Annotated in this window: 23 protein-coding genes and 1 pseudogene; 18 read left to right on the top strand and 6 right to left on the bottom strand. The window is 64.1% G+C overall.

All coding sequences use genetic code 11. From position 1 onward, the window contains the following. On the bottom strand, positions 1 to 750 hold the full coding sequence (gene phnF / locus LB571_RS16585; RefSeq protein ID WP_015315659.1) for a phosphonate metabolism transcriptional regulator PhnF: 750 nt from the start codon (positions 748 to 750) through the stop codon (positions 1 to 3). A gap of 111 nt (positions 751 to 861) precedes the next feature. Between phnF and phnG the strand changes: the two genes are divergently transcribed. From phnG to phnE (LB571_RS16525), 12 genes are all read left to right on the top strand, one after another. After that, positions 862 to 1,323 (top strand): phosphonate C-P lyase system protein PhnG, encoded by a 462-nt coding sequence (phnG, locus tag LB571_RS16580; protein ID WP_224596052.1) that lies wholly within the window; start codon positions 862 to 864, stop codon positions 1,321 to 1,323. After that, positions 1,323 to 1,934 (top strand): phosphonate C-P lyase system protein PhnH, encoded by a 612-nt coding sequence (phnH, locus tag LB571_RS16575; RefSeq protein ID WP_224596049.1) that lies wholly within the window; start codon positions 1,323 to 1,325, stop codon positions 1,932 to 1,934. Before phnG ends, phnH begins: the two co-directional genes overlap by 1 nt. Before the next feature lies 1 nt (position 1,935). After that, on the top strand, positions 1,936 to 3,048 hold the full coding sequence (locus LB571_RS16570; protein ID WP_224528985.1) for a carbon-phosphorus lyase complex subunit PhnI: 1,113 nt from the start codon (positions 1,936 to 1,938) through the stop codon (positions 3,046 to 3,048). Next, on the top strand, positions 3,045 to 3,956 hold the full coding sequence (locus LB571_RS16565) for an alpha-D-ribose 1-methylphosphonate 5-phosphate C-P-lyase PhnJ (RefSeq protein ID WP_224596045.1): 912 nt from the start codon (positions 3,045 to 3,047) through the stop codon (positions 3,954 to 3,956). The genes LB571_RS16570 and LB571_RS16565 overlap by 4 nt, the downstream gene beginning before the upstream one ends. Then, positions 3,953 to 4,729, top strand: coding sequence for a phosphonate C-P lyase system protein PhnK (gene phnK / locus LB571_RS16560; RefSeq protein WP_015315654.1), 777 nt, complete (start codon positions 3,953 to 3,955; stop codon positions 4,727 to 4,729). Before LB571_RS16565 ends, phnK begins: the two co-directional genes overlap by 4 nt. 46 nt (positions 4,730 to 4,775) lie before the next feature. Beyond that, on the top strand, positions 4,776 to 5,483 hold the full coding sequence (gene phnL / locus LB571_RS16555; RefSeq protein ID WP_015315653.1) for a phosphonate C-P lyase system protein PhnL: 708 nt from the start codon (positions 4,776 to 4,778) through the stop codon (positions 5,481 to 5,483). Further along, positions 5,480 to 6,118, top strand: a complete 639-nt coding sequence (locus LB571_RS16550) for a DapH/DapD/GlmU-related protein (protein ID WP_224596044.1) — start codon at positions 5,480 to 5,482, stop codon at positions 6,116 to 6,118. Before phnL ends, LB571_RS16550 begins: the two co-directional genes overlap by 4 nt. Before the next feature lie 86 nt (positions 6,119 to 6,204). Further along, entirely contained in the window at positions 6,205 to 6,915 is a 711-nt protein-coding gene (locus tag LB571_RS16545; RefSeq protein WP_140618946.1) for a DUF1868 domain-containing protein, read from the top strand. 130 nt (positions 6,916 to 7,045) lie between these two features. Next, a complete protein-coding gene (phnC, locus tag LB571_RS16540) occupies positions 7,046 to 7,903 on the top strand; it encodes a phosphonate ABC transporter ATP-binding protein (protein WP_015315650.1) in 858 nt (285 codons plus the stop codon). A gap of 111 nt (positions 7,904 to 8,014) precedes the next feature. After that, positions 8,015 to 8,923, top strand: a complete 909-nt coding sequence (phnD, locus tag LB571_RS16535) for a phosphonate ABC transporter substrate-binding protein (RefSeq protein ID WP_015315649.1) — start codon at positions 8,015 to 8,017, stop codon at positions 8,921 to 8,923. Positions 8,924 to 8,982: 59 nt separating this feature from the next. Then, positions 8,983 to 9,939 (top strand): phosphonate ABC transporter, permease protein PhnE, encoded by a 957-nt coding sequence (phnE, locus tag LB571_RS16530; protein WP_140721068.1) that lies wholly within the window; start codon positions 8,983 to 8,985, stop codon positions 9,937 to 9,939. 3 nt (positions 9,940 to 9,942) lie between these two features. Then, the gene (phnE, locus tag LB571_RS16525; RefSeq protein ID WP_224596043.1) at positions 9,943 to 11,310 is read left to right on the top strand and encodes a phosphonate ABC transporter, permease protein PhnE; all 1,368 of its coding nucleotides are present in this window, start codon (positions 9,943 to 9,945) and stop codon (positions 11,308 to 11,310) included. A gap of 293 nt (positions 11,311 to 11,603) precedes the next feature. On the opposite strand, the gene LB571_RS16520 is transcribed toward phnE (LB571_RS16525), so the two are convergent. From LB571_RS16520 to LB571_RS16510, 3 genes are all read right to left on the bottom strand, one after another. Next, a complete protein-coding gene (locus LB571_RS16520) occupies positions 11,604 to 12,455 on the bottom strand; it encodes a sugar phosphate isomerase/epimerase family protein (protein WP_224596011.1) in 852 nt (283 codons plus the stop codon). A gap of 212 nt (positions 12,456 to 12,667) precedes the next feature. Beyond that, positions 12,668 to 13,855 (bottom strand): Gfo/Idh/MocA family protein, encoded by a 1,188-nt coding sequence (locus LB571_RS16515; RefSeq protein ID WP_224596008.1) that lies wholly within the window; start codon positions 13,853 to 13,855, stop codon positions 12,668 to 12,670. 53 nt (positions 13,856 to 13,908) lie between these two features. Further along, positions 13,909 to 14,964 carry a sugar phosphate isomerase/epimerase family protein gene (locus LB571_RS16510; RefSeq protein WP_224596006.1) on the bottom strand — a complete coding sequence of 352 codons (1,056 nt, stop codon included), beginning with the start codon at positions 14,962 to 14,964 and terminating at the stop codon, positions 13,909 to 13,911. Positions 14,965 to 15,364: 400 nt separating this feature from the next. Between LB571_RS16510 and LB571_RS16505 the strand changes: the two genes are divergently transcribed. The 5 genes from LB571_RS16505 to LB571_RS16485 are packed head-to-tail and all read left to right on the top strand — an operon-like array spanning position 15,365 to position 19,629. Beyond that, positions 15,365 to 16,252 carry a sugar phosphate isomerase/epimerase family protein gene (locus LB571_RS16505; protein WP_015315643.1) on the top strand — a complete coding sequence of 296 codons (888 nt, stop codon included), beginning with the start codon at positions 15,365 to 15,367 and terminating at the stop codon, positions 16,250 to 16,252. A gap of 60 nt (positions 16,253 to 16,312) precedes the next feature. Beyond that, positions 16,313 to 17,482, top strand: coding sequence for a mandelate racemase/muconate lactonizing enzyme family protein (locus LB571_RS16500; RefSeq protein ID WP_224596002.1), 1,170 nt, complete (start codon positions 16,313 to 16,315; stop codon positions 17,480 to 17,482). A 2-nt stretch (positions 17,483 to 17,484) separates the two neighbouring features. Further along, positions 17,485 to 18,204 (top strand): FadR/GntR family transcriptional regulator, encoded by a 720-nt coding sequence (locus LB571_RS16495; RefSeq protein ID WP_015315641.1) that lies wholly within the window; start codon positions 17,485 to 17,487, stop codon positions 18,202 to 18,204. 14 nt (positions 18,205 to 18,218) lie between these two features. Further along, complete coding sequence (locus tag LB571_RS16490; protein ID WP_224596490.1) at positions 18,219 to 19,199, top strand: hydroxyacid dehydrogenase; 981 nt, start codon at positions 18,219 to 18,221, stop codon at positions 19,197 to 19,199. A gap of 40 nt (positions 19,200 to 19,239) precedes the next feature. Beyond that, entirely contained in the window at positions 19,240 to 19,629 is a 390-nt protein-coding gene (locus LB571_RS16485; RefSeq protein ID WP_140721051.1) for a hypothetical protein, read from the top strand. 15 nt (positions 19,630 to 19,644) lie between these two features. Here LB571_RS16485 and LB571_RS16480 read toward each other — a convergent pair whose 3' ends face one another. Beyond that, positions 19,645 to 20,949 (bottom strand): amidase, encoded by a 1,305-nt coding sequence (locus tag LB571_RS16480; RefSeq protein ID WP_224595998.1) that lies wholly within the window; start codon positions 20,947 to 20,949, stop codon positions 19,645 to 19,647. A 115-nt stretch (positions 20,950 to 21,064) separates the two neighbouring features. Between LB571_RS16480 and LB571_RS16475 the strand changes: the two genes are divergently transcribed. Further along, positions 21,065 to 21,412, top strand: a complete 348-nt coding sequence (locus LB571_RS16475; protein WP_224595995.1) for a GFA family protein — start codon at positions 21,065 to 21,067, stop codon at positions 21,410 to 21,412. Between the two features lie 38 nt (positions 21,413 to 21,450). Here the strand turns inward: LB571_RS16475 and LB571_RS16470 are convergent. Beyond that, positions 21,451 to 21,678, bottom strand: a pseudogene (locus tag LB571_RS16470) (MFS transporter); the annotation flags it as partial. Between the last annotated feature and the right edge of the window lie 39 nt (positions 21,679 to 21,717).

Raw genomic sequence — 21,717 nt, 5'->3', positions numbered from 1 at the left:
CTACAGCGCCGACAGCTTCAACTCCACCCGCTCGGCCGGAAAACGCGACTCCGAAAACTGGATCGGCTGGCCGTCGGGTGTGACGTTGACCGCAACCGTGACCAGCACGATGGCGCCCGGCTGCAGATCGAGATCGGCGAGATCGGCGGCGTCGGCATGGCGCGCCGAGAGCACGGTCGATTGCCTGAGATAATCGTCGATACCGAAACGTGCGAGCGAGGCGGTGATAGAACCGGTTTGCGCCATCGCCTTGTCGATGCCGGCAAAGCGCCGGGCATCGAACCATCCAGCGGCGCGCGACACTGGCCGTCCGTCAGCCTCGCCGCGTGTCTCCAACCGGATCACCTCGGCACCCCTGGCAAGGCCAAGGCCTTCGGCCACGCGCTGGCTGGCGGGCTCGACCGACGAAGCGAGCAGCACGATGTGCCGTTCCGACGTCTGCCCCTGCAGGCCAGCCGAAAAGCGTGTCCGCGCGCCAATCGGATAGGACAGCCGCTTGCGTGACAGGACGAAGGTGCCGCGTCCCTGCTCGGCCCGCAGCACGCCCTCCTGCACGAGGGCCGATATGGCGCTGCGTACGGTGTGACGGTTGACGCCGTAGCGCTCGGCCAGCGCGACTTCGGGCGGCAGCGCGGCGTTTTCGGCGAAATCGCCGGCGGCGATGGATTGCAGGATCCTGTCGGCGATCTGGCGCCACAGTGAGACGCCGCTGCGCCGCTCGATGCTGTCGGCCACATCATGCCCGATCATGTTTTGCCCCCCGGCCTGTCACGCACCCGTCATGGACTCGCGTTAGGTAATATGTATAATTTGTATAGTTGTCTATATCAATAGACAAATTTAGCTGAGAGGAAGTTGGCGATGCGAGGACAGGAAGGCCGCGACCAGGCCGAGCGCAAGGCCGCCATGGCGACGCTGGCGCAATCGAGCGGCGACGACATCGTGCGGCTCTGGAACGAGTCCGGCCTGCCTTCGCAAGCCGAACTTCTGCGCGGTCCCGAGACGGGCCTGGTCACGCTGCGTGGCCGCATCGGCGGCGGCGGCGCGCCCTTCAATGTCGGCGAGGCGACCGTCACGCGTGCCACTGTCCGGCTGCCATCCGGGCAGGTCGGCCATTGCTACGCGCTTGGCCGCGACAAGCAGAAGGCGAAGCTGGGAGCAATAGCCGACGCGCTCTGGCAGGACCCTGCCCGCCGCACCGAGGTCGAGACCAGGCTGATCGCGCCTTTGCGGTCGGCGCTTGCCGCTGCCCAGGAAAAACGCCGCGCCGAGACGGCGGCAACGAAGGTGGATTTCTTCACCATGGTTCGCGGAGAAGATTGATGGATATCGCTGCGCAATCGATCGAGGGCGGTTTCGCCGATCCGGTCTTCAACGCTCAGACCGTGTTTCGGGCCGTCATGGATGCCATAGCGCGGCCGGGCAGTGTCCACCCCTTGCCACCCCTGGCCCGCCCACCGGCTCCGCTCTCGGCGACGTCGGGCGCCGTAGCACTGGCGCTATGCGACAACGACACGCCGCTCTGGCTCGACCCTCCCCTGCATGCCTCCGCCGCGATCGGGTCCTGGCTTGGTTTCCACACAGGCGCGCCGCTGGCCAACACGCCGGCCGACGCGCATTTCGCGTTTGTTGCCACGCCGGCCGAGATGATGGCGCTCGACGGTTTTTCGCAGGGCACGCAGGATTATCCCGACCGATCGACGACGCTGATCCTGCAGGTCGGCGACCTCGTTTCAGGCACTCCGTTACTGCTGGAAGGCCCGGGCATCGAAACCAGCGCCACGATCGCGCCGGCACGGATGCCGCGCCATTTCGTCGAGCAGTGGAAGCAGAATATCAGGCGCTTTCCGCGCGGCGTCGACATCATCCTCGCCACATCGGACGGCATAGCCTGCCTGCCGCGCACGACGCGCATCAAGACGATGGAGGTGTAAAATGTATGTCGCGGTAAAAGGCGGCGAGGCCGCCATTGCCAACGCCCACAGCCTGCTCGCCGATCGCCGGCGCGGCGACCGCTCGGTGCCCGCACTTCGCCTCGACCAGATCGTCGAACAGCTGGCGCTCGGCGTCGACAGGGTGATGAGCGAAGGCTCGCTCTATGACCGTGAACTGGCCGCGCTAGCCATCGTTCAGGCGCGCGGCGACATGATCGAGGCGATCTTCCTGGTCCGCGCCTATCGCACAACGCTGCCGCGCTTCGGCTACAGCAAGCCGATCGACACCGGCGCCATGCTGGTCGAACGGCGCGTCTCGGCGACCTACAAGGATCTGCCAGGCGGCCAGTTGCTCGGCCCGACCTTCGACTACACGCATCGGCTGCTCGACCCTGAACTTGCCGCTGGCGCCGATGTCGCCGAGCCCTTGCAGCGCGAGACGGAAGCGCAGGCGATGCCGCGCGTCTCGGCGATCCTCGCCCGTGAAGGTCTGATCGAACCGGATGGCCAGATGCCGCAGGACCATGTGCCCGGCGACATCACCCGCGAGCCGCTGGAATTCCCGATGGCGCGCGACATCCGCCTGCAGGCACTGTCGCGCGGCGACGAGGGTTTTCTGCTGGCGCTCGGCTATTCCACCCAGCGCGGCTATGCCCGCAACCATCCCTTCGTCGGCGAAATCCGCATCGGCGAGGTCGAACTGGAACTCGACGTTCCCGAACTGCCCTTCGCCGTGCCGCTCGGCACGGTGCGCGTCACCGAATGCCAGATGGTCAACCAGTTCAAGGGCTCGGCCAAGGCGCCGCCGCAATTCACCCGCGGCTACGGCCTCGTCTTCGGCCAGAGCGAACGCAAGGCGATGGCCATGGCGCTCTGCGACCGCGCCTTGCGCGCCTCCGAGCTCGGCGAGGATATCGTCGCCGCCGCCCAGGACGAGGAGTTCGTCATCTCGCACTCCGACAATGTCCAGGCCACCGGCTTCGTCGAGCACCTGAAGCTGCCGCACTACGTCGACTTCCAGGCCGAACTCGATCTCGTACGTCGCATGCGCGCCGAGTACGAAGCACGCGAAAATCCAGCGAAGGCGGAAGAAAAAAAGGAGGCAGCGGAATGACTGCGCAACCGACAAACATCGCCACCTACAACTTCGCCTATCTCGACGAGCAGACCAAGCGGATGATACGCCGCGCGATCCTCAAGGGCATCGCCATTCCGGGCTACCAGGTGCCGTTCGCCTCGCGCGAAATGCCGATGCCCTATGGCTGGGGCACTGGCGGCGTGCAGGTCACCGCGTCGATTATCGGCCCCGACGATGTGCTCAAGGTCATCGACCAGGGCGCCGACGACACCACCAATGCCGTGTCGATCCGCGCCTTCTTCAAGAAAGTCGCTAACGTCGCGGTCACCACCGATACCGCCACCGCCACCATCATCCAGACCCGTCACCGCATCCCCGAACATCCACTCACGGCGGGCCAGGTGCTGGTCTACCAGGTGCCCATCCCCGAACCGCTGCGCTTCCTCGAGCCGCGCGAGACCGAAACGCGGAAAATGCATGCGCTGGAAGAATACGGCCTCATGCATGTGAAGCTCTATGAGGACATCGCCAAGCACGGCCGCATCGCCACCACCTATGCCTATCCGGTCAAGATCGAGGGCCGCTATGTGATGGACCCGTCGCCGACGCCAAAATTCGACAATCCCAAGATGCACCGCTCGCCGGCCCTGCAGCTGTTCGGCGCCGGCCGCGAAAAGCGCATCTACGCCGTGCCGCCCTTCACCGATGTGGTGAGCCTCGACTTCGAGGATCATCCGTTCGAGGTGCAGACTTTCGATCAGCCCTGTGCGCTGTGCGCGGCCGAGAATGTCTATCTCGACGAGGTCATCCTCGACGACCATGGCGGCCACATGTTCGTCTGCTCCGACACCGATTATTGCGAGAAGCGGCGCGCCGACGGCCATCGCGGCCACCTTGCCCCCGAAACCGATCTTGCAGCAGGAAACATGGAGCCGGCGCAATGACCGACGAACCGCTGCTGCGCGTCTCGGCGCTCTCCAAGTTCTATGGCTCGCGGGTCGGCTGCGACAATGTCTCCTTCGACCTGTGGCCGGGCGAGGTTCTGGCTGTCGTCGGTGAGTCCGGCTCCGGCAAGACGACGCTGCTCAACTGCCTGTCGACGCGGCTGCTGCCTTCCTCCGGCACAGCCAGCTACCGCATGCGCGACGGCCAGTTCCGCGAGCTCTACCGCATGAGCGAGGCCGAGCGCCGCTTCCTGATGCGCACCGACTGGGGCTTTGTCCATCAGAACCCAGCCGACGGCCTGCGCATGACGGTCTCGGCCGGCGCCAATGTCGGCGAACGGCTGATGGCGGTCGGCGACCGCCACTACGGCAAGATCCGCGCTACCGCGGTCGACTGGCTGTCGCGCGTCGAGATCGAGGAAGACCGCATCGACGACGAACCGCGCGCCTTTTCCGGCGGCATGCGTCAGCGGCTGCAGATCGCCCGCAATCTCGTCACCGGGCCACGGCTGGTGTTCATGGATGAGCCGACCGGCGGCCTGGATGTCTCGGTGCAGGCCCGCCTGCTTGATCTCTTGCGCGGCCTGGTCACGGACCTCGGCCTTGCCGCGATCGTCGTCACCCACGACCTCGCCGTGGCGCGGCTGCTGTCGCAGCGCATGATGGTGATGAAGGACGGCCGCGTCGTCGAAAGCGGCCTCACCGACCGCGTCCTCGACGACCCGCGCGCGCCCTACACGCAATTGCTGGTTTCCTCGATTTTGCAGGTGTGATGATGGCGCGTGTCCCGCCGACGATTGACGATTGGAGAACCTTCTGATGCCGACCCCACTCGTTGTTTCCGACGTTGCCAAAAGCTTCACCATGCATCTGCGCGACGGCATCAAACTCCCTGTCGTCGCGGGTGTCTCGTTCTCGATCAAGGCGGGCGAATGCACCGTGCTCGGTGGTCCGTCCGGCGCCGGCAAGAGTTCGATCCTGAAGATGCTCTACGGCAACTACGCCGTCGACGAAGGCCAGATCATCGTCAGGCACGAGGACGGACTGATCGACCTCGCCCATGCCAGCCCGCGCACCGTGCTTGCCGTACGCCGGCAAACGATCGGCTATGTCAGCCAGTTCCTGCGCACCGTGCCGCGCGTCTCGGCTCTCGACGTCGTCGCTGAGCCACTGGTTGAACGCGGTGAGGAGCGCGAGGCAGCCCGAGCCAAGGCACGCGCGTTGCTGGCCCAGCTCAACCTGCCGGAAAAACTCTGGATGCTGCCACCGGCAACCTTCTCGGGCGGCGAGCAGCAGCGTGTCAACATCGCGCGAGGCTTCATCACCGAGCACCCCATCCTGCTGCTCGACGAGCCGACCGCATCGCTCGACGCGACGAACCGCGACGTGGTGATCGAACTCATCGCCGCCAAAAAGGCGGCGGGCGTCGCCCTGCTCGGCATCTTCCACGATCACGATGTGCGCGAGGCGGTGGCCGACCGCATCATCGACGTCACCGCCTTCGCTCCGGGAAAAATCGCCGCATGACCAGGAAGCTATCGGAGACGCCGCTGGTCCACCCGACGGCGGAGGTGCACAACTCGACACTCGGCCGCTGGACCGAAATCGCCGACCGCAGCCGGGTTTCGGAAAGCGAGCTCGGCGACTATTCCTACATGATGCAGGACTGCGCGGTCTGGTGCGTGACGATCGGCAAATTTGCCAACATCGCCGCCAGCGTGCGCCTCAACGCCACCAACCACCCGACCTGGCGGCCGACGCTGCACCACTTCACCTACCGCGCCTCCGACTATTGGGACGACGCCGAGCATGAGAGCGAATTCTTCGCCGAGCGCCGCGCCAAGCGCGTCATCATCGGCCACGACACCTGGCTCGGCCACGGCTCGACCGTCCTGCCCGGCGTCACCGTCGGCGACGGCGCCGCCGTTGGCGCCGGCGCGGTCGTCTCGAAGGACGTCGCGCCCTACACGATCGTCGCCGGCGTACCGGCAAAACCGATCCGCGAGCGCTTCGACCGCCGCACCGCCGAGCGCTACCAGGCGCTTGCCTGGTGGGATTGGGATCACGCGAGGCTGCGCGCCGCGCTCGATGATTTTCGGGAGCTGACGGCCGAAGCTTTTTTGGAGAAACACGAAGAACGGGCATCGGGCAAAGAGGCATAGCCCTCACATCATCGTCATATCGCTGGCTTGTTCATACCCTTGACACAGGACTCGGACAGGACGCGATCTCCTTGAAGGAGATCGCCATGCTCGACACTGTCAGACCCTCGCTCGCCGGATTCTTTGCCGGCTCCAATCCGGCGTCGCCGGCGCATCTCGGCACGCGCTACGACGCGTCAGGCAACTTCCTCCTCGAGCCGGGCAACACCGTCGTCAGCCATCTGGTCAGCGGCTCGCCTTCGGAAGCGGTGGTGTTGGCCGTCCGCGAGAAGATGCTGGCAATGCCTGATGCCGACCGCCTCGCCTTCACGCCCGTTTCCAGCCTGCACATGACCCTTTTCCAGGGCATAATCGAATATCGCCGTCGCCTGCCCTTCTGGCCGCGGGACGTGCCGCTCGACACCAGCATCGACGCCATGACCCGCCTCTATCTGGAGCGCCTGAAGGGGTTCCAGGGCTTCGGCCCTTTCAACATCAAGGTGGCCGAGGTCCTGCCGACCGGCCTCACCGTTGCCGGCGCGACCGACGAGGATGCGCGCATCATGCGTGCATGGCGCGATGCGCTCGCGGTGCCGTTCGGCTACCGGCATCCTGATCACGACACCTACGTCTTCCACATCACCTTCGCCTATCAGATCCAGCGCTTTGATGATGATAGGGCCGCCGCGTGGCAGGCGCTGTTTGACGATTGCCTGGCACTTTTCGCGCGCCAGGCGCCGGTGATCGAGATCAAGGCTCCCGCCTTCTGCGCATTCCGCGACATGAAGCATTTCGAGGAATTGCTGGTGCTCGGCTGATCGCCCGCAAGGCGCCAGTCGCCGCGCCTGTGGAGCGTAACAAAACTGACATCATCGCGACACGGCAGGTTCATGTGGTTGCGTTAGGCGAGTGCCTGACGATCAATATGGACCGGACTGGAACCAGCCCATGTCAGCAAACTCTGCCACGCTCGAAATCCGCGGCGTCAGCCGACGATTTGGCAAGAACACCGCCGTCAGCGACGTCAACATCTCGATCCCGCAAGGGCAGATGGTCGGCGTCATCGGTCGTTCGGGCGCCGGCAAATCCACTCTTCTTCGCATGATCAACCGTCTTGTCGACCCCAGCCAGGGGTCGATTTTTTTTGACGGCGCCGAGGTCTCCCGGCTGCGCGGCTCGCCGCTGCGGCGCTGGCAGCGCGACTGCGCCATGATCTTCCAGCAGTTCAACCTGGTGCCGCGCCTCGACGTGCTGACCAACGTGCTGCTCGGCAAATTGAACCACCGTTCGACCCTGTCCAATCTTCTGGGCATGTTTTCGCGCGCCGAGTGCGCGGAGGCGGTCGCCGCGCTCGAGCGGCTCGACATCGCCCGCACCGCACTTCAGCCCGCCGGCACGCTGTCGGGCGGCCAGCAGCAGCGCGTCGCCATCGCCCGCGCCATGATGCAGCAGCCCAGGGTGATCCTCGCCGACGAGCCGATCGCCTCGCTCGACCCGCTCAACGCCAAGGTGGTGATGGATTCTCTGCAGGACATCAATCTGCGCGAAGGCATCACCGTTGTCACCAATCTGCATACGCTCGATACCGCCCGCACCTATTGCAACCGCATCATCGGCATGGCCGCCGGCAAGGTCGTCTTCGACGGGCCGCCCGAAGAGCTCGACCGCCAAGCCGTGCGTCTTGTCTATGGCGCCGACAGCAATGGCGGCGAGATATCGGAGGTCATCACCTCCACCAGTGTTGCCTTCAAGCAGAAGATCGCCGCATCCGCCGGACCGCTCGAACCCGCATTCCCGGGATACTGAGCCCAGTAAGAGCCAATAGCGAGCAGCCTGGATCGTCCGCCCGCGTCAAGGGCACTTGTCAAGATCAAGAACGCTGCCGGCGCGGGGCCGGAACTTACAGGAGAGATATCAATGTTCAGGAAGATGGTTTTCGGTGCCGTTTCGGTGCTCGCCATGGCCACCAGCATGGCCCATGCCGCCGACATGAAGGAATTTCGCGTCGGCATTCTCGGCGGTGAAAACGAAACCGACCGGCTGCGCAACTACCAGTGCCTGGCCGATCACCTGAAGGCCGAATTCGGCTTCGAGAAGGTTTCGCTGTTCCCGGCCGCCGACTATGACGGCGTCATCCAGGGCCTGCTCGGCGGCACGCTCGACTTCGCCGAACTCGGCGCTTCCGGCTACGCCAGCGTCTATCTCAAGGATCCGAAGGCGGTTACCCCGATCCTCACCACCAAGCAGACGGACGGCTCCACCGGCTACTATTCGATCGGCCTGGCGCTGAAGACGTCGGGGATCACGGACATCAAGTCAGCCAAGGGCAAGAAGCTCGGCTATGCCGATCCGGATTCGACCTCCGGCTACCTGATCCCGCTGACCCAGATTCCGAAGACCACCGGCGCCTCGAACGAGACCTACTTCGCGTCGACCCAGTTCAATGGCGGCCACGAAAACAACGTTCTGGCCGTGCGTGACGGTAAGGTAGATGTCGCAGTCGACGATTCCTCGGGCATCGGCGACTTCAAGAACGGCTACACCTCCGGCACCTTCCACAAGGAAGTCGCCAAGGGCGCCGTCGACCCCAACGACTTCGTCGAAGTCTGGCGCTCGGGCCTGATCCCGAATGGCCCGCTGGTCGTTCGCACCGCGATCGGCGACGACATGACCGCCAAGCTGGCCGCCTTCTTCACCGACCTGCCCAAGAAGGACAAGGCTTGCTTCGAAGGCGTCGAAGGCGGCGATTTCACCGGCTACGTTCCGGTGAAGCCGGACTTCTACAGCGTCATCGTGGAAGCCCGTAAGGCAGCCATCGGCGGCTAACGGCGAAATTGCAAAAGGGCGGTACCTCATCAAGTACCGCCCTTTTTGCATCTCCGATCATGACCCTTTCCGTGACAGCCCCCTCCGGCGCCACCCACGAGATGGCCGATGCCTGGCGACGCCAGACGTCGCTGCGCAGGTTGTATACCGTGCTCGGCGTCGGCCTGCTGCTTGCTGCGATGCTTTCCAGCATGTGGTTCGCCGACGAAGCCAATGCCGGGCACTTCTTCGACCGGCTGCCGCATATTCTGGATTTCCTGAGCTGGCTGGTCCCCAAGGACTGGAACGACGTCTGGCGGGCGCTGTTCGACATTGCCTCGCCGCATGATACGGGCACCCAGGAATTCAACTTCCCGCTCGGTCGCGTCTACGTCTGGGGCGGTTTCTACATCCCCGAATATTTCGAGCTGATGCTGACCACCGTGAACGTGGCGCTGGTCTCGACCTTCATCGGCTTTGTCTTCGCCGTGCCCTTTTCCTTCATCGCGGCGCGCAACCTGACGCCTCATCCGGCACTGAGGCTGGTGGTCAAGCGCTTCATGGAATTGCTGCGTGCCTTTCCGGAGATCGTCATCGCCGGGCTGTTCGCGGCCATCGTCTCGACCGGTCCGATCGCCGCCATCATCGCCATCGGCCTGCATTCCATCGGCGCACTCGGCAAGCTGTTCTACGAGATCAACGAGAACATCGACATGCGAGCCGAGGAAGGCCTGCGCGCGGTCGGCGCCAACTGGCTCGAGCGGGTTCGCTTTGCCGGCCTGCCGCAGGTGTTGCCCAACTTCATGTCGTACACGCTGCTGCGCGTGGAGATCAACGTCCGCGTCTCGACCATCATCGGCGCCGTTGGCGGCGGCGGCATCGGCGAAGAGCTGAAGCTCTCCATCTCGCGCGGCTTCGGCGCCAAGACGCTGGCACTGGTGCTGCTCCTGTTCACCACCATCTTCATCATCGACCAGTTTTCCGCCTGGCTTCGTCGCAAGCTGGTCGGCGAACAAGCCTTCATGATGGGGGCGTAAATCATGGCGACCATGACCGCTGAGGAGATGCTGTCGATCGAGGCGCGCCACCCGCAGGTGTTCCGGCGCCCGGCATACAAGCGCTTCGGTCCGCTCCTGCTGTTCGTCGGCACTCTCCTCTATCTGATCTATGCCTTGTGGTTCTTCAGCCTGCCGCAGGTGCTGCGGGAATCGCACTGGGAGCGCCTGCCGCTCTTCCTGACACAATGGATCAGCTACGATCTGCAGCCGGAATTCCGTCTCGACCAGCCGGAGATCACGCCCAAATACCCGCGCTTTTCCGCGCTGGGCGACAACCCGAATCCCGACTGGGTGGCCAGGAATCCGGACGGCACCTTCACCGTGCTGATCGACGGGCCGGCAAAATCCGTCACCTTCGACAAGACGCAGGCGACGATCGTCGCCAACGGCCAGACCGTGCCTGTTTCGCTGACCAGCGGCAAGCCGGTGGTCACGGGTGCCGTACCGGACTGGATCACCGCCCATGACGACGAGGTGGTGGCCAAGATGGGCTTCGTCGGCGAGGTGCGCGTCACTGTCGACCGCGTCAAGGTGCGCAAGCGCTTCCTCGGCTGGGCGAACTTCGTTTTCGACACGCGCTCGCCCTTCTTCGGCAAATCAGCGCGGGAAGTGATCTCGCTGATCGTCTCGGGACCAGAGCTGAAACCAGGTACCACCAACCTTGCTCTTGCCGGCGACAACGTCTGGAACAACGCCCAGTGGCAGCACGGCGATGTCTGGACGAAGCTCCTGCAGACCATTGTCATGGCCTTCCTCGGCACGCTGCTCGGCGGCATCGTCGCGTTCCCCCTTGCCTTCTTCGCGGCGCGCAACATCACGCCGAGTGGCGTGCTCAGCCAGGTGCTCAAGCGCTTCTTCGACTTCATGCGCTCGGTCGACATGCTGATCTGGGCGCTGTTCTTCACTCGCGCCTTTGGCCCCGGCCCGCTGGCGGGAAGTGCAGCGATTTTCTTCACCGAGATCGGCACCCTCGGCAAAGTCTATTCGGAAGGCCTGGAGAACATCGACGACAAGCCGCGCGAAGGCGTGCTCTCGACCGGCGCCAACGGCATCCTGGTGCAGCGCTACGGCGTGATGCCCGAAGTGATCCCGGTCTTCATCAGCCAGACACTCTACCAGTGGGAATCCAACACCCGCGGCGCCACCATCATCGGCGCCGTCGGCGCCGGCGGCATCGGCCTGAAACTGTGGGAAGCGATGCGCACCAATTCCAACTGGGCCAACGTCTTCTACATGGTGCTGCTGATCCTGCTCGTCGTCTTCATTTTCGACAACATATCCAACTTCCTGCGCCGCCGGCTGAGCCGGACGATCCACGATTACAACAGGATCCAGGCCAGGCAGGGTTAGTGTTGTGACGCAGAAGCGCAAGCATCGTCTCGCCCGGCGCCGAGGGGTGGACCCCACTCCGTCGAGCTTCGCTCGACACCTCTCCCCCGGTCGACGGGGTAGAGGAAAGGCACCAGACTGTCCGATCCGCGCTTGTCCCCGAAGGCCGAGGCTCTCTTCGTGTCCCGGCGCCACCAAGCCCCTTCCTCTCCCTCCGGAGGGGGGAGAGGTGGCTCGGCGAAGCCGAGACGGAGTGGGGGAACCACCTGGCAAGCGACGCGAACACAAATAGAAAATGGACCAGACGTAGGCGCCTAAGCCGCCTTCCTCCACCCGTCCCTGATATGCCTGTACCCATCGCGATAGACGGCTTCCGGCGTCTCGGAAAAATCCCGCCACACCTTGGTCGCCGCCGCCAGATCCTTCAGCGAGCGACCGAACGCTTCGATCGTCAGCCAGTCGTCATAGCCGCTCTTGCGAATGGCGGAAAAAGTTTCCTTCCACGGAATGTTGCCACGCCCCGGCACGCCGCGATCGTTCTCCGATATGTGGATATGCACCACATTGCCGCAGTGCTTCGTATAGGCGCCGATCGGGTCGACTTCCTCGATATTGGCGTGGAACGTGTCGTACATTGCCCTGATGTGCGGCCGGTCAATGGCATCGATATGCTCCGACAGGTCGGCCATGGTGTTGAGGAGGTAGCATTCGAAGCGGTTCAGCGCCTCGAGCCCGACGGTGACGTTGCGCTTTCCGGCGTGGTCGCCGATGGCACGCTGCGAGGCGATCGAGCGCTTCTTTTCGGCGGCGGTCGGTCCGGACCCGGAAAATCCGCCGAGCGTCGAATGCAGCGGTCCGCTCAGCGTGCGGGCGCCAAGCGCATCGGCGCAATCGATCGCCCATTTCATGTAGTCGACACCGGCCTTGCGTGTTGCCGCATCGGCCGAAATCAGGTTCATCGCCGGATCGCCCATGGCTGACACAGCGGTCCGCTCCAGCCCGATACGGTCGAGCAATTCGCCCAGCTTCCTGTAGTCGTCCGGCGTGCCGGCGAAGATCGGGATTTCGACACCGTCGAAGCCGGTTGCCTTGATGTCTCGAAGCAGCGGCTCGTGCTTCTTCGATACCGCCGTCGTCCACAAGAACATGCACATGCCGATCTTCATCGACGCCCTCCCTTTGCTGGCGGCCGGCCGATTGCACCGCCGGTGTTCGCCACTCCCCTCATCCGGCCGCTTCGCGGCCACCTTCACCCCGAGAGGGAGAAGAGATATGCGCCAACGCCTCCTCTCCCCCTCGGGGAGAGGTCGGATTGCCCCGAATTGCCTTCGCAATTCGATTGGCTATCCGGGTGAGGGCCCTCGTTACTCGGCGCCTCTTACAGCTTGGTCCAGGCCCCGTTCTTCTTCGACGACTTCACGCAGGCCTCGATGAAGGCCATGCCCTCGACGCCGTCCTGGATGGTCGGGAAGACGACATCCTTTGCTGGCTTGCCACCCTTCTTGCGTGCCGCGCGGATGGCCCGTGCGGCCTCCTGGTAGATGTTGGCGAAGCCTTCGAGGTAACCCTCGGGATGGCCTGACGGAACGCGGCTGACACGGCCCGCCACCGGCAGCGCACCGGCGCCGTTGCGGGTGATCAACTGTTTCGGCTGGCCGAAGGGCGTGTACCAGAGATAGTTGGGATCGGCCTGCACCCATTCCAGCCCGCCCTTCGAACCGTAGATGCGCAGCTTCAGGCCGTTCTCATGCCCGGGCGCCACCTGGCTCGCCCAGATCATGCCCTTGGCCGGATGCGTTTTCCCCGTCGGTTTGAAACGCAGCATGACGTTGACATTGTCGTCGAGCAGCCTGCCCGGCACGAAGGCGTCGAGATCGGCCGACAGGGAGTCGAGTTCGAGCCCGGAGACGAAGCGGGCGAGATTGTAGGCATGGGTGCCGATATCGCCGAGCGCGCCGCCGGCGCCCGCCTGCTTGGGGTCTGAACGCCAAGCCGCCTGCTTCTGGCCGGTGGCGGCGAGGTCCTCGGTCAGCCAGTCCTGCGGATATTCCGACTGCACGATGCGGATGTCGCCGAGCACGCCCTTGGCGACCATTTCGCGCGCCTGCCGCACCATCGGATAGGCGGTGTAGTTGTGGGTGAGCACGAACACCTTGCCGGTCTTTTCGACGATCGCCGCAAGCCTTTTCGCCTCGGCCAAGGTCGTTGCCAGCGGCTTGTCGCAGATCACGTGGATGCCAGCTTCCAGGAAGGCCTTGGCCGCCGGCACATGCACGTTGTTGGGAGTGACGATGGCCACCGCCTCGATGCCATCCGAGCGCTTTGCCTCGGCCTTGGCCATTTCGGCGTAGGACGCATAGCTGCGCGACGGATCGAGCCCGAGTTCGACGGCCGAGGCTTTCGCACGCGCCGGATCGGCCGACAGGGCGCCGGCGACCAGCACGAAATCATTGTCCATGCGCGCAGCGATCCGGTGCACTGCGCCGATGAATGCGCCCTGCCCGCCGCCGACCATGCCGTAACGGATCGGGCCGCCTCCCGTTTCCGACTTCGATGCACCAACCATGTTTTTCTCCCTCGTGTGAGATATCCCTCCCCCGAGGGAGAGGGAAAGCCGTGTCAAAATCCCATCATGGCGCGCAGCAGCTTCTTGTCCGTGGTGCCGGCGGCGAAATCGTCGAATGCCTTCTCCGTCACCCGGATGATGTGGTGCTGGATGAAGGGCGCCCCTTCGGCCGCACCATCCTCCGGATGCTTCAGGCAGCATTCCCACTCCAGCACCGCCCAGGAATCGTAATTGTACTGCGTCAGTTTGGAGAAGATGCCGCCGAAATCCACTTGCCCATCGCCGAGCGAACGGAAGCGGCCGGCGCGGTTCGTCCAGCTCTGGTAACCGGAGTACACGCCCTGCCGTCCAGTCGGATTGAACTCGGCGTCCTTGACGTGGAAAGCCTTGATCCGCTCGTGATAGATGTCGATGAATTCGAGATAATCGAGTTGCTGCAGCAGGAAATGCGAAGGGTCGTAGTTGATGTTGCAGCGCTTGTGGCCGCCGACCGCGTCGAGGAACATCTCGAAGGTCGCCCCGTCGAACACGTCCTCCGAAGGATGGATTTCGTAGCCGACATCGACACCATTGTCTTCATAGGCGTCGAGGATCGGCTTCCAGCGTTTGCCGAGTTCGCCGAAGGCTTCCTCGATCAGTCCGGCGGGCCGCTGCGGAAAGGGATAGAGGTAAGGGAAAGCCAGCGAGCCGGTGAACGACACCGAGACATTCAGCCCGAGATTGCGCGATGCCTTGGCACCGAACTTCATCTGTTCGACAGCCCATTCTTGTCTCGCCTTCGGATTGTTGTGCACCGACGGCGGCGCGAACCCATCCATCTGCGCGTCATAGGCCGGATGCACCGCCACCAATTGCCCCTGCAGATGCGTCGACAGTTCGGTGATCTCGACCCCGGCGTCAGTGCAGATGCCCTTCACCTCATCGCAATAGGCCTTGGAAGACGCCGCCTTCTTGAGGTCGAACAGGCGCGCGTCCCAGGTCGGGATCTGCACGCCCTTGTAGCCGAGGCCGGCGGCCCATTTGGTGATCGACGCCAGCGAATTGAACGGTGCGGCATCACCCGCGAACTGCGCCAGAAACAGTCCAGGGCCCTTCATTGTCGTCGGCATCGGCATCCTCCTCGTTTGTCACGACCAAGCATAGCGCCTGATGAAAGCAGGGCCAGTCACTTTGGTCTTTATCGCGTCGGACGCTCTGCCGACACCGCCATTCTGGTATGACCAAATAAGGCAATCTGGTCAAGCCTTGGAATGCGCCGAAAAGGCACTCCGAAAGCCCAAAATAACGGCACATATCGCAATGTAATCAACAAATTAATTCACCCTGAAAGTTGCGCCGCCACAGTTGTTGCCGTCTAAAGGAATTTGCTGTAGACCTCATTTCAGGCCCAATTGGTCTAACCAGTTTACAGTAACAGGCTGGGGATGCCTTGGGGAGGAACCCTTGCATCGTCTTCCGGCGATGCATGTCGCAGGCAAACCATACGGACGAATCTGGGAAGGACAGACCATGCATCTTTCGACGCACAACTGGATGCGCGCGGAACCGCTTGAGACGACGCTGAAGCGCATCAAGAAATTCGGCTATGAGTCGATCGAGATTTCCGGCGAGCCCGCGCAGTACAAGACCAAGGAGACGCGGGCGCTGCTGAAGGAGCATGGCATTCGCTGCTGGGGCGCGGTGACCTTGATGCTGGGTGAACGCAACCTCGCCGCCAGGGACCAGGGCCAGCGCGAGCGCTCCGTGCAATACGTCAAGGACGTGCTGACGATGGTCGGCGAACTCGATGGCGAGATCATCACGCTGGTTCCGGCAACCGTCGGCAAGGTGGTCCCGGACGGTACCGAGGAAGAGGAATGGAAGTGGGTGGTCGACGCGACCCGCGAATGTTTCACCCACGCCAAGAAGGTCGGGGTCAAGATCGCCGTCGAACCGCTCAACCGCTTCGAAACCTATCTGTTCAACCGCGGCGCCCAGGCGCTGGCGCTGGCTGACGCGGTCAGCCCCGAATGCGGCGTCTGCCTCGACGCCTACCACATCCACATGGAGGAATTTAACGTCCATGACGCTATCCGCCAGGTCGGAAAGCGCCTGTTCGACTTCCATGTCGCCGACAACAACCGCTTTGCCGCCGGCCTCGGCCAGATCGACTGGCCAAGGATCGTCGCCACCTTGAAGGAAGTCGGCTACGACGGCGCACTGACCAACGAGTTCGTCGCCCCGGTCGACCGCACGCCGGCAGCACCCTATCCCGACATGGTCGAGCGCCATCCGGTCGATATCTCGCCCGAGCAGCTGAAGTTCATCCAGGACCATGGCTCCAGCGTGCTGACCGAGAAATTCTACACCGACCAGATGCGCATCACCGCCGAAACACTGCTGCCGCTGATCAAATAGTCGACTGCCGCTGGGAAATTTGCCCTTCCGCCCCGACCGGCGGCAGGGCTGGGGAAAAACATGCGCATCAAGACAGTCCAGGCCTGGTGGGTCCGCGTGCCGATCGAAGCCGCGAAGCAGCATCGCAGCGACTTCGGCCAGGTGACGACCTTCGACGCCGCCATCCTGCGCGTCGAAACCGATGACGGGCTGGTCGGCTGGGGCGAAGGCAAGAACGCAGCCGGCAGTGCCGGCAGCTACGGCGCACTCGTTCACATGCTGAATCACGAGGTCGGGCCGCAGTTGATCGGCCGCGATCCGGCCGACATCGGAGTCATCTGGGAGATGCTCTACAACGGCGTGCGCCATGAGAGCGCCGCCCGCGCCGGCCACGCCATGCCACAACTGGCGCGGCGCGGCATGAGCGTCGCCGCCATCAGCGCGGTCGACATCGCGCTCTGGGACATACTGGGCAAGTCGCTGGGCCAGCCGGTCTGGCGGCTCCTTGGCGGCCGCAAGGTCGATCGCATGCAGGCCTATGCCTCGGGCGGCTGGGCCTCCGCCGATGCCATCGGGGAACAGCTGAAATCCTATATCGCCAAAGGCGGCTTCAAGGCGTTGAAGATGCGGGTCGGCGCCATGGACGGCGCGGCGCACGTTTCCGCCGCCCGCGTGCGCGCCGCGCGCCAGGCCCTCGGCCCCGACATCGAGCTGATGGTCGACGCCCATGGCACCTATACGGTAGCGGAAGCCAAACGCTTCATCCATCTCGTAAACGACCTCGATCTCGCCTGGTTCGAGGAGCCTGTCATCGCCGACGACAAGCTAGGCATGGCCGAAGTGCGCGCCTCCGGCGCCGTTCCGATCGCCACCGGCGAAAGCGAGGCGACACGCTATGCCTTCCGCGATCTCGCCGTTCTCAAGGCCGCCGACATCTTCCAGCCCGATCCTGCCTTCTGTGGCGGTATCAGCGAGGCGATGAAGATCGGCACCATCGCCAGCGCCTTCAATTTGCGCTTTGCGCCGCATCTGTGGGCCGGCGCGCCCTGCTTCTTCGCCGGGCTGCATGTCTGCGCCGCGTCGCCTTCGAGTTTCACCGTCGAGTATTCGCTCGGCGCCAACCCGATGATCCACGATCTGGTCGAAGAGACTGTCGAAGCCAAGGACGGTATGATAGCGATCCCGGAAAAGCCCGGACTGGGATTCACCGTTTCGGAGCGATTCCTGGAGGCGCACGCGCAACGCAATTGACGATGAAAGAAAAGAACCTTCTCGCGGAACTCGCCGCCTATCTGTTCTCCCACTCGGACAAGGAGAGCGGCCGCACGCCGTCGGAACGCGAACTGGCCGAGCATTTCGGCGTCAGCCGTGGCCAGATCCGCGAAGCGCTCGCCATCCTCGAGGCCATGCGCATCGTCGAGCGCCGCGCCAAGTCGGGCATCTACATCGACACCAAGCAGGCCAGCGTCGAGGCGCTGGCGCTGTTCGCACGTGCCGGCCTGCCGCTCGATCCCTTGCAGATCTATGAAACGGTCGAGTTGCGCAAGATCCATGAGATCAAGGCCGCCGAGCTTGCCTGCTCGCGCGCCACCGAGGAGAATTTCGAGCGCCTGCGCGAAATCCTCAAAGCCTCGGAAGACCGCATCGCCGCTGGCGAAGGTCTGGCCAAGGAAGACCGCGAGTTTCACCTCGAGATCGTGCGCGCCACCAAGAACAGCGTCTTCCACAACATCTGCAGCGTCTACTATCTGATGGGCGAGCAGCGCCTGCCGATCTATTTCAACGATCCTGAACGCAGCGTGCGCTCGCATGCCGAGCACGTGCAGATCTACGAGGCGCTGCTGCGCCGCGACGGCAATCTCGCCCAGGCGCTCATGAGCGCCCATCTGCAGGGCGCGGAAAGCTACTGGAAGGGCCTGATCGAGGGCGGCATGGCGGCTTCGCCCGCGGGCGCGGCACTCGAAAAGGCCTGACCGTGACCCAGACCGTGCCAAAGATCCTGTCGACGCATCCGCTGCACCCGCGCGCCACGGCCAAGCTGGCCGGCGCCGGCCAGCTGGTCATCGCTTCGGCGCTCGACCCCGGCACATTGGCGGGGGAGGCCAAGGATGCCGACATCGTCATCGTGCGGGCGCCGCTGCCGCCGGCGCTGTTCGAGGGTGCATGGAAGCTGAGGGCCGCGATCCGCCATGGCGCCGGTCTCGACATGATCCCGATGGAAGCGGCCGCGGCGGCCGGCGTGCTCGTGGCCAACGTGCCCGCGGCCAATGCCCGCTCGGTGGCCGAGCATGTCATGTTCACCGCGCTTGCACTGCTGCGGCAGTTCCGCCGGGTCGACCGCGACCTGCGCGCCAAGGGCTGGCTGGCCGGACGCGAGCATGCCAATGCCAATATCGAACTCGCCGGCAAGACCATCGGCATCGTTGGTCTCGGCGCCGTCGGGCAGGCGGTCGGCCACATCGCCGCACACGGCTTCGACCTCAAAGTGGTGGCAACGACACGCAGCATGCAGCCGGCGCCGGAAAAGGTCGGCTTCCTGTCGATCGACGCGCTGGTCGAGCAGAGCGACATCATCGTGCTCTGCTGTCCGCTGACGCCGGAAACGCGAGGCCTGATCAGCCGCGAACGCATCGCCCGCATGAAACCCAACGCACTGCTGATCAACGTGTCGCGCGGGCCGGTCGTCGATGACGACGCGCTGATCGAGGCCTTGCGGGAGCGTCGCATCGGCGGCGCCGCGCTCGACGTTTTCTCGACGCAGCCGCTGCCGCCAAACCATCCCTATTTCGGCTTCGACAACGTCATTGTCACCCCGCATATGGCGGGGATTACCGAGGAATCGATGATGCGCATGGGTGTCGGCGCGGCTGGTGAAGCCTTGCTGGTGCTGGCGGGCAAACTGCCGATCAATCTGCGCAATCCCGAAGTGGTCGATCACTACCGGCGTCGCTTTCCGGCGCAGATATAGCATCGCGGTTTCGCCCCAATTCTCCGCGACGTTGCGAGCCATGTCCGGTCTTCGCCTTGCAGTTCTGATTGTCGCAACTTCGTCCATCTGCACCTTGCCGGCATTCGCAGCGGCCGACAGCAGCTATGTCTATTGCGACAACGGACTACGCTGCTTCAAGGCGCCCTGCCCGTCGAACAGCGCGCTCGACCTTGCCACCGGCACCATCACCAAGGGCGTGTCGATCGACACCAGCGGATTGCCGCAGGCCGACAAGGCGATAACGGCCCAGTCCGACGTGCTTTATAGCGGAAAGATCGTCGTCAGGGGCTCGATCGAGCACCGCATCCAGACCTTCACCGGCAAGGAATACAGCCTGCCCTGGCTGGTCGCGACCCGCATCGTGCGCACCGCCAAGGACGGCGAACGCAAGCACTGTTCATCGCACTGATCCGTCATCCGTGACTCACTGCCGATCAACCCCCAGCAGCCTCTCCACCGAAACGGCGATCCGCAGCAGATGCCGATCATGGCCGTTGCGCGCCACGAGCATCAGCCCTATTGGCAGCGATGGCCCCGGCATCGGCAACGAGATCGCGCAAAGGTCGAACTGGTTGGCGACCTGGGTGTTGCGCAGCAGCAGGCCTTCGATGCGGTCACGCAACTCGGCATCCTCGGCCATGGAAGCGATGGCCGGCGCCGTCACCGGTGTGGCTGGCAACGCCAGCACGTCAACCGATGCCAGCCGCTCATCCATGGCGGCGGCCAGCGCGGCACGGCGGCGGAGCGCCCTGATATAGACCGGCGTCGGCAGCAGCGCCGCCCGCGACAATGGCCCGCTGACATGCGGGTCGACCGGCACGGATGCGCCTGTCGCCAGCCAGTCAGCATGCACTTCCGCGCCCTCCATCGCCGCGATCGATCCGCGCCTGGTGGCCGCGCGTAGATCCGCGATCATGTCGTCGATCGACAGATCCGTAATGTGTGCGCCAGCCTGTTCGATCTTGCCAAGACAATACTCGAAGGCGGATCCAACCTCGCCTTCCGTGTCGCCGAAAAGAACGCCGCGCGGAATGCCGATGCGAAGCCCGGCGAGTGGAATGGCCACCAACTCCTTCGGCGCTTCGCCGGCCATCACCGCGTCGGCGGCGGCGCATATCGAGACGGTTCGGGCAAGCGGTCCGACCGAGTCCAAAGTGCCCGAAAGCGGAAAGGTGCCAGAGAGCGGGACGCGCCGTGCAGTCGGCTTGAAACCGACGACGCCGTTGAGCGCCGCCGGAATGCGGATCGAGCCGCCGGTGTCGGAGCCGATCGAGATGTCGCTCGTCCCCTCGCCCACGGACACGCCGGCGCCCGAGGACGACCCGCCTGGAATGCGGCTGGCATCAACGGCGTTGCCTGGCGTGCCGTAATGCATGTTGTCGCCGATCGCGGTGAAGGCGAACTCGGTCATGTTGGTCTTGCCGATGACGACCGCACCGGCTTGCCGAAGCCGGCTGACGATGGCGGCGTCGCGCTGTGCCGGCGCGGCGGTCTTGCGCATCAGCGACCCGGCCGTGGTCGGCTCGCCGGCGACATCGAACAGGTCCTTTATCGAGACAATGGTGCCGTCGAGCGGGCCGAGTGTCACGCCCACTCTTTTGCGGGCATCGCTGGCGTCAGCCGCGACCCGCGCCGCTTCGGCATAGAGCTTCGTAAAGACCTTCTCGTCCGCCGCACGGTTGGCAAGACGTGACAGGATGATTTCGAGGCGGTCGCGGATTGGTTGCATGTTGGTGTCGGACTCCGCCAGGATGGAACGTCTTTAAGGCAAGCAGCCGTTGGGACTGCAGAAGGGATAACCCGGCCAGCGTGCCTTTGCACCTGCCAGCGACAGGAAGATACTGATGCTTTACAAAGGCAGCTGCCATTGCGGCAAGGTTGCGTTCGAGGTGGAGGGCGAACTTGAGGGCGTCGTGCGCTGCAATTGCTCGATCTGCGCCCGCAAGGGTGCGCTGCTATGGGCCGTGCCACACGACAAGCTTACGCTCGTCGCCTGGGGCGATGACCTCGGCCGCTACACATTCGGCGAAACGAAGATAGCGCACCGCTTCTGTCGAACCTGCGGCATCCATCCTTTTGCCGAGGACACCAGCGAAGGCGGCGAACGCAGCGCCTACATCAACATCAATTGCGTCACCGGTCTCGACCCGTCCACCTTGTCGGTCTTCGCGTTCGACGGGCGGGCCGTCTAAGCTTCCCATCATCCCCTATCGGTGGCCATTGCGAGAGACTATTCGGCCTTTGGGCCGCGCAGGAATACCACGATGGCCGCCAGCAGCGTCGCGGCGCCGCAATAGGCAAACGCGCTGCCGACACCGGCATGGTCGACCAGCAGCCCGCCGAAGACGGCGCCCATCGCAATCGCTACCTGGAAGGTCGCCACCATCAGGCCACCGGCGCTTTCAGCCTGGTCGGGCGCTGCCCGCACCAGCCAGCTCTGCAGCTCTAGCGGCACGCTTGGGATCACTGTGGGGCGAAAGGGCCAAAGGCGCTGCCG

This window comes from Mesorhizobium sp. BR1-1-4 (assembly GCF_020165375.1).
Lineage (GTDB): Bacteria > Pseudomonadota > Alphaproteobacteria > Rhizobiales > Rhizobiaceae > Mesorhizobium > Mesorhizobium australicum.
This window is presented reverse-complemented; position numbering and strand designations above follow the sequence as displayed.

What these genes read in the sequence shown, in the direction of transcription:
- LB571_RS16565 (WP_224596045.1), top strand. Translation starts at nt 3,045, where the DNA reads ATGACTGCGCAACCGACAAACATCGCCACCTACAACTTCGCCTATCTC.
- phnG (WP_224596052.1), top strand. Translation starts at nt 862, where the DNA reads ATGCGAGGACAGGAAGGCCGCGACCAGGCCGAGCGCAAGGCCGCCATG.
- phnH (WP_224596049.1), top strand. Translation starts at nt 1,323, where the DNA reads ATGGATATCGCTGCGCAATCGATCGAGGGCGGTTTCGCCGATCCGGTC.
- phnE (WP_224596043.1), top strand. Translation starts at nt 9,943, where the DNA reads ATGGCGACCATGACCGCTGAGGAGATGCTGTCGATCGAGGCGCGCCAC.
- LB571_RS16510 (WP_224596006.1), bottom strand. Translation starts at nt 14,964, where the DNA reads ATGCCGACGACAATGAAGGGCCCTGGACTGTTTCTGGCGCAGTTCGCG.
- phnD (WP_015315649.1), top strand. Translation starts at nt 8,015, where the DNA reads ATGTTCAGGAAGATGGTTTTCGGTGCCGTTTCGGTGCTCGCCATGGCC.
- LB571_RS16485 (WP_140721051.1), top strand. Translation starts at nt 19,240, where the DNA reads ATGTCCGGTCTTCGCCTTGCAGTTCTGATTGTCGCAACTTCGTCCATC.
- LB571_RS16515 (WP_224596008.1), bottom strand. Translation starts at nt 13,855, where the DNA reads ATGGTTGGTGCATCGAAGTCGGAAACGGGAGGCGGCCCGATCCGTTAC.
- LB571_RS16505 (WP_015315643.1), top strand. Translation starts at nt 15,365, where the DNA reads ATGCATCTTTCGACGCACAACTGGATGCGCGCGGAACCGCTTGAGACG.
- LB571_RS16495 (WP_015315641.1), top strand. Translation starts at nt 17,485, where the DNA reads ATGAAAGAAAAGAACCTTCTCGCGGAACTCGCCGCCTATCTGTTCTCC.
- phnE (WP_140721068.1), top strand. Translation starts at nt 8,983, where the DNA reads ATGACCCTTTCCGTGACAGCCCCCTCCGGCGCCACCCACGAGATGGCC.
- LB571_RS16550 (WP_224596044.1), top strand. Translation starts at nt 5,480, where the DNA reads ATGACCAGGAAGCTATCGGAGACGCCGCTGGTCCACCCGACGGCGGAG.
- phnF (WP_015315659.1), bottom strand. Translation starts at nt 750, where the DNA reads ATGATCGGGCATGATGTGGCCGACAGCATCGAGCGGCGCAGCGGCGTC.
- LB571_RS16520 (WP_224596011.1), bottom strand. Translation starts at nt 12,455, where the DNA reads ATGAAGATCGGCATGTGCATGTTCTTGTGGACGACGGCGGTATCGAAG.
- phnK (WP_015315654.1), top strand. Translation starts at nt 3,953, where the DNA reads ATGACCGACGAACCGCTGCTGCGCGTCTCGGCGCTCTCCAAGTTCTAT.
- phnL (WP_015315653.1), top strand. Translation starts at nt 4,776, where the DNA reads ATGCCGACCCCACTCGTTGTTTCCGACGTTGCCAAAAGCTTCACCATG.
- LB571_RS16570 (WP_224528985.1), top strand. Translation starts at nt 1,936, where the DNA reads ATGTATGTCGCGGTAAAAGGCGGCGAGGCCGCCATTGCCAACGCCCAC.
- phnC (WP_015315650.1), top strand. Translation starts at nt 7,046, where the DNA reads ATGTCAGCAAACTCTGCCACGCTCGAAATCCGCGGCGTCAGCCGACGA.
- LB571_RS16545 (WP_140618946.1), top strand. Translation starts at nt 6,205, where the DNA reads ATGCTCGACACTGTCAGACCCTCGCTCGCCGGATTCTTTGCCGGCTCC.
- LB571_RS16500 (WP_224596002.1), top strand. Translation starts at nt 16,313, where the DNA reads ATGCGCATCAAGACAGTCCAGGCCTGGTGGGTCCGCGTGCCGATCGAA.
- LB571_RS16480 (WP_224595998.1), bottom strand. Translation starts at nt 20,949, where the DNA reads ATGCAACCAATCCGCGACCGCCTCGAAATCATCCTGTCACGTCTTGCC.
- LB571_RS16475 (WP_224595995.1), top strand. Translation starts at nt 21,065, where the DNA reads ATGCTTTACAAAGGCAGCTGCCATTGCGGCAAGGTTGCGTTCGAGGTG.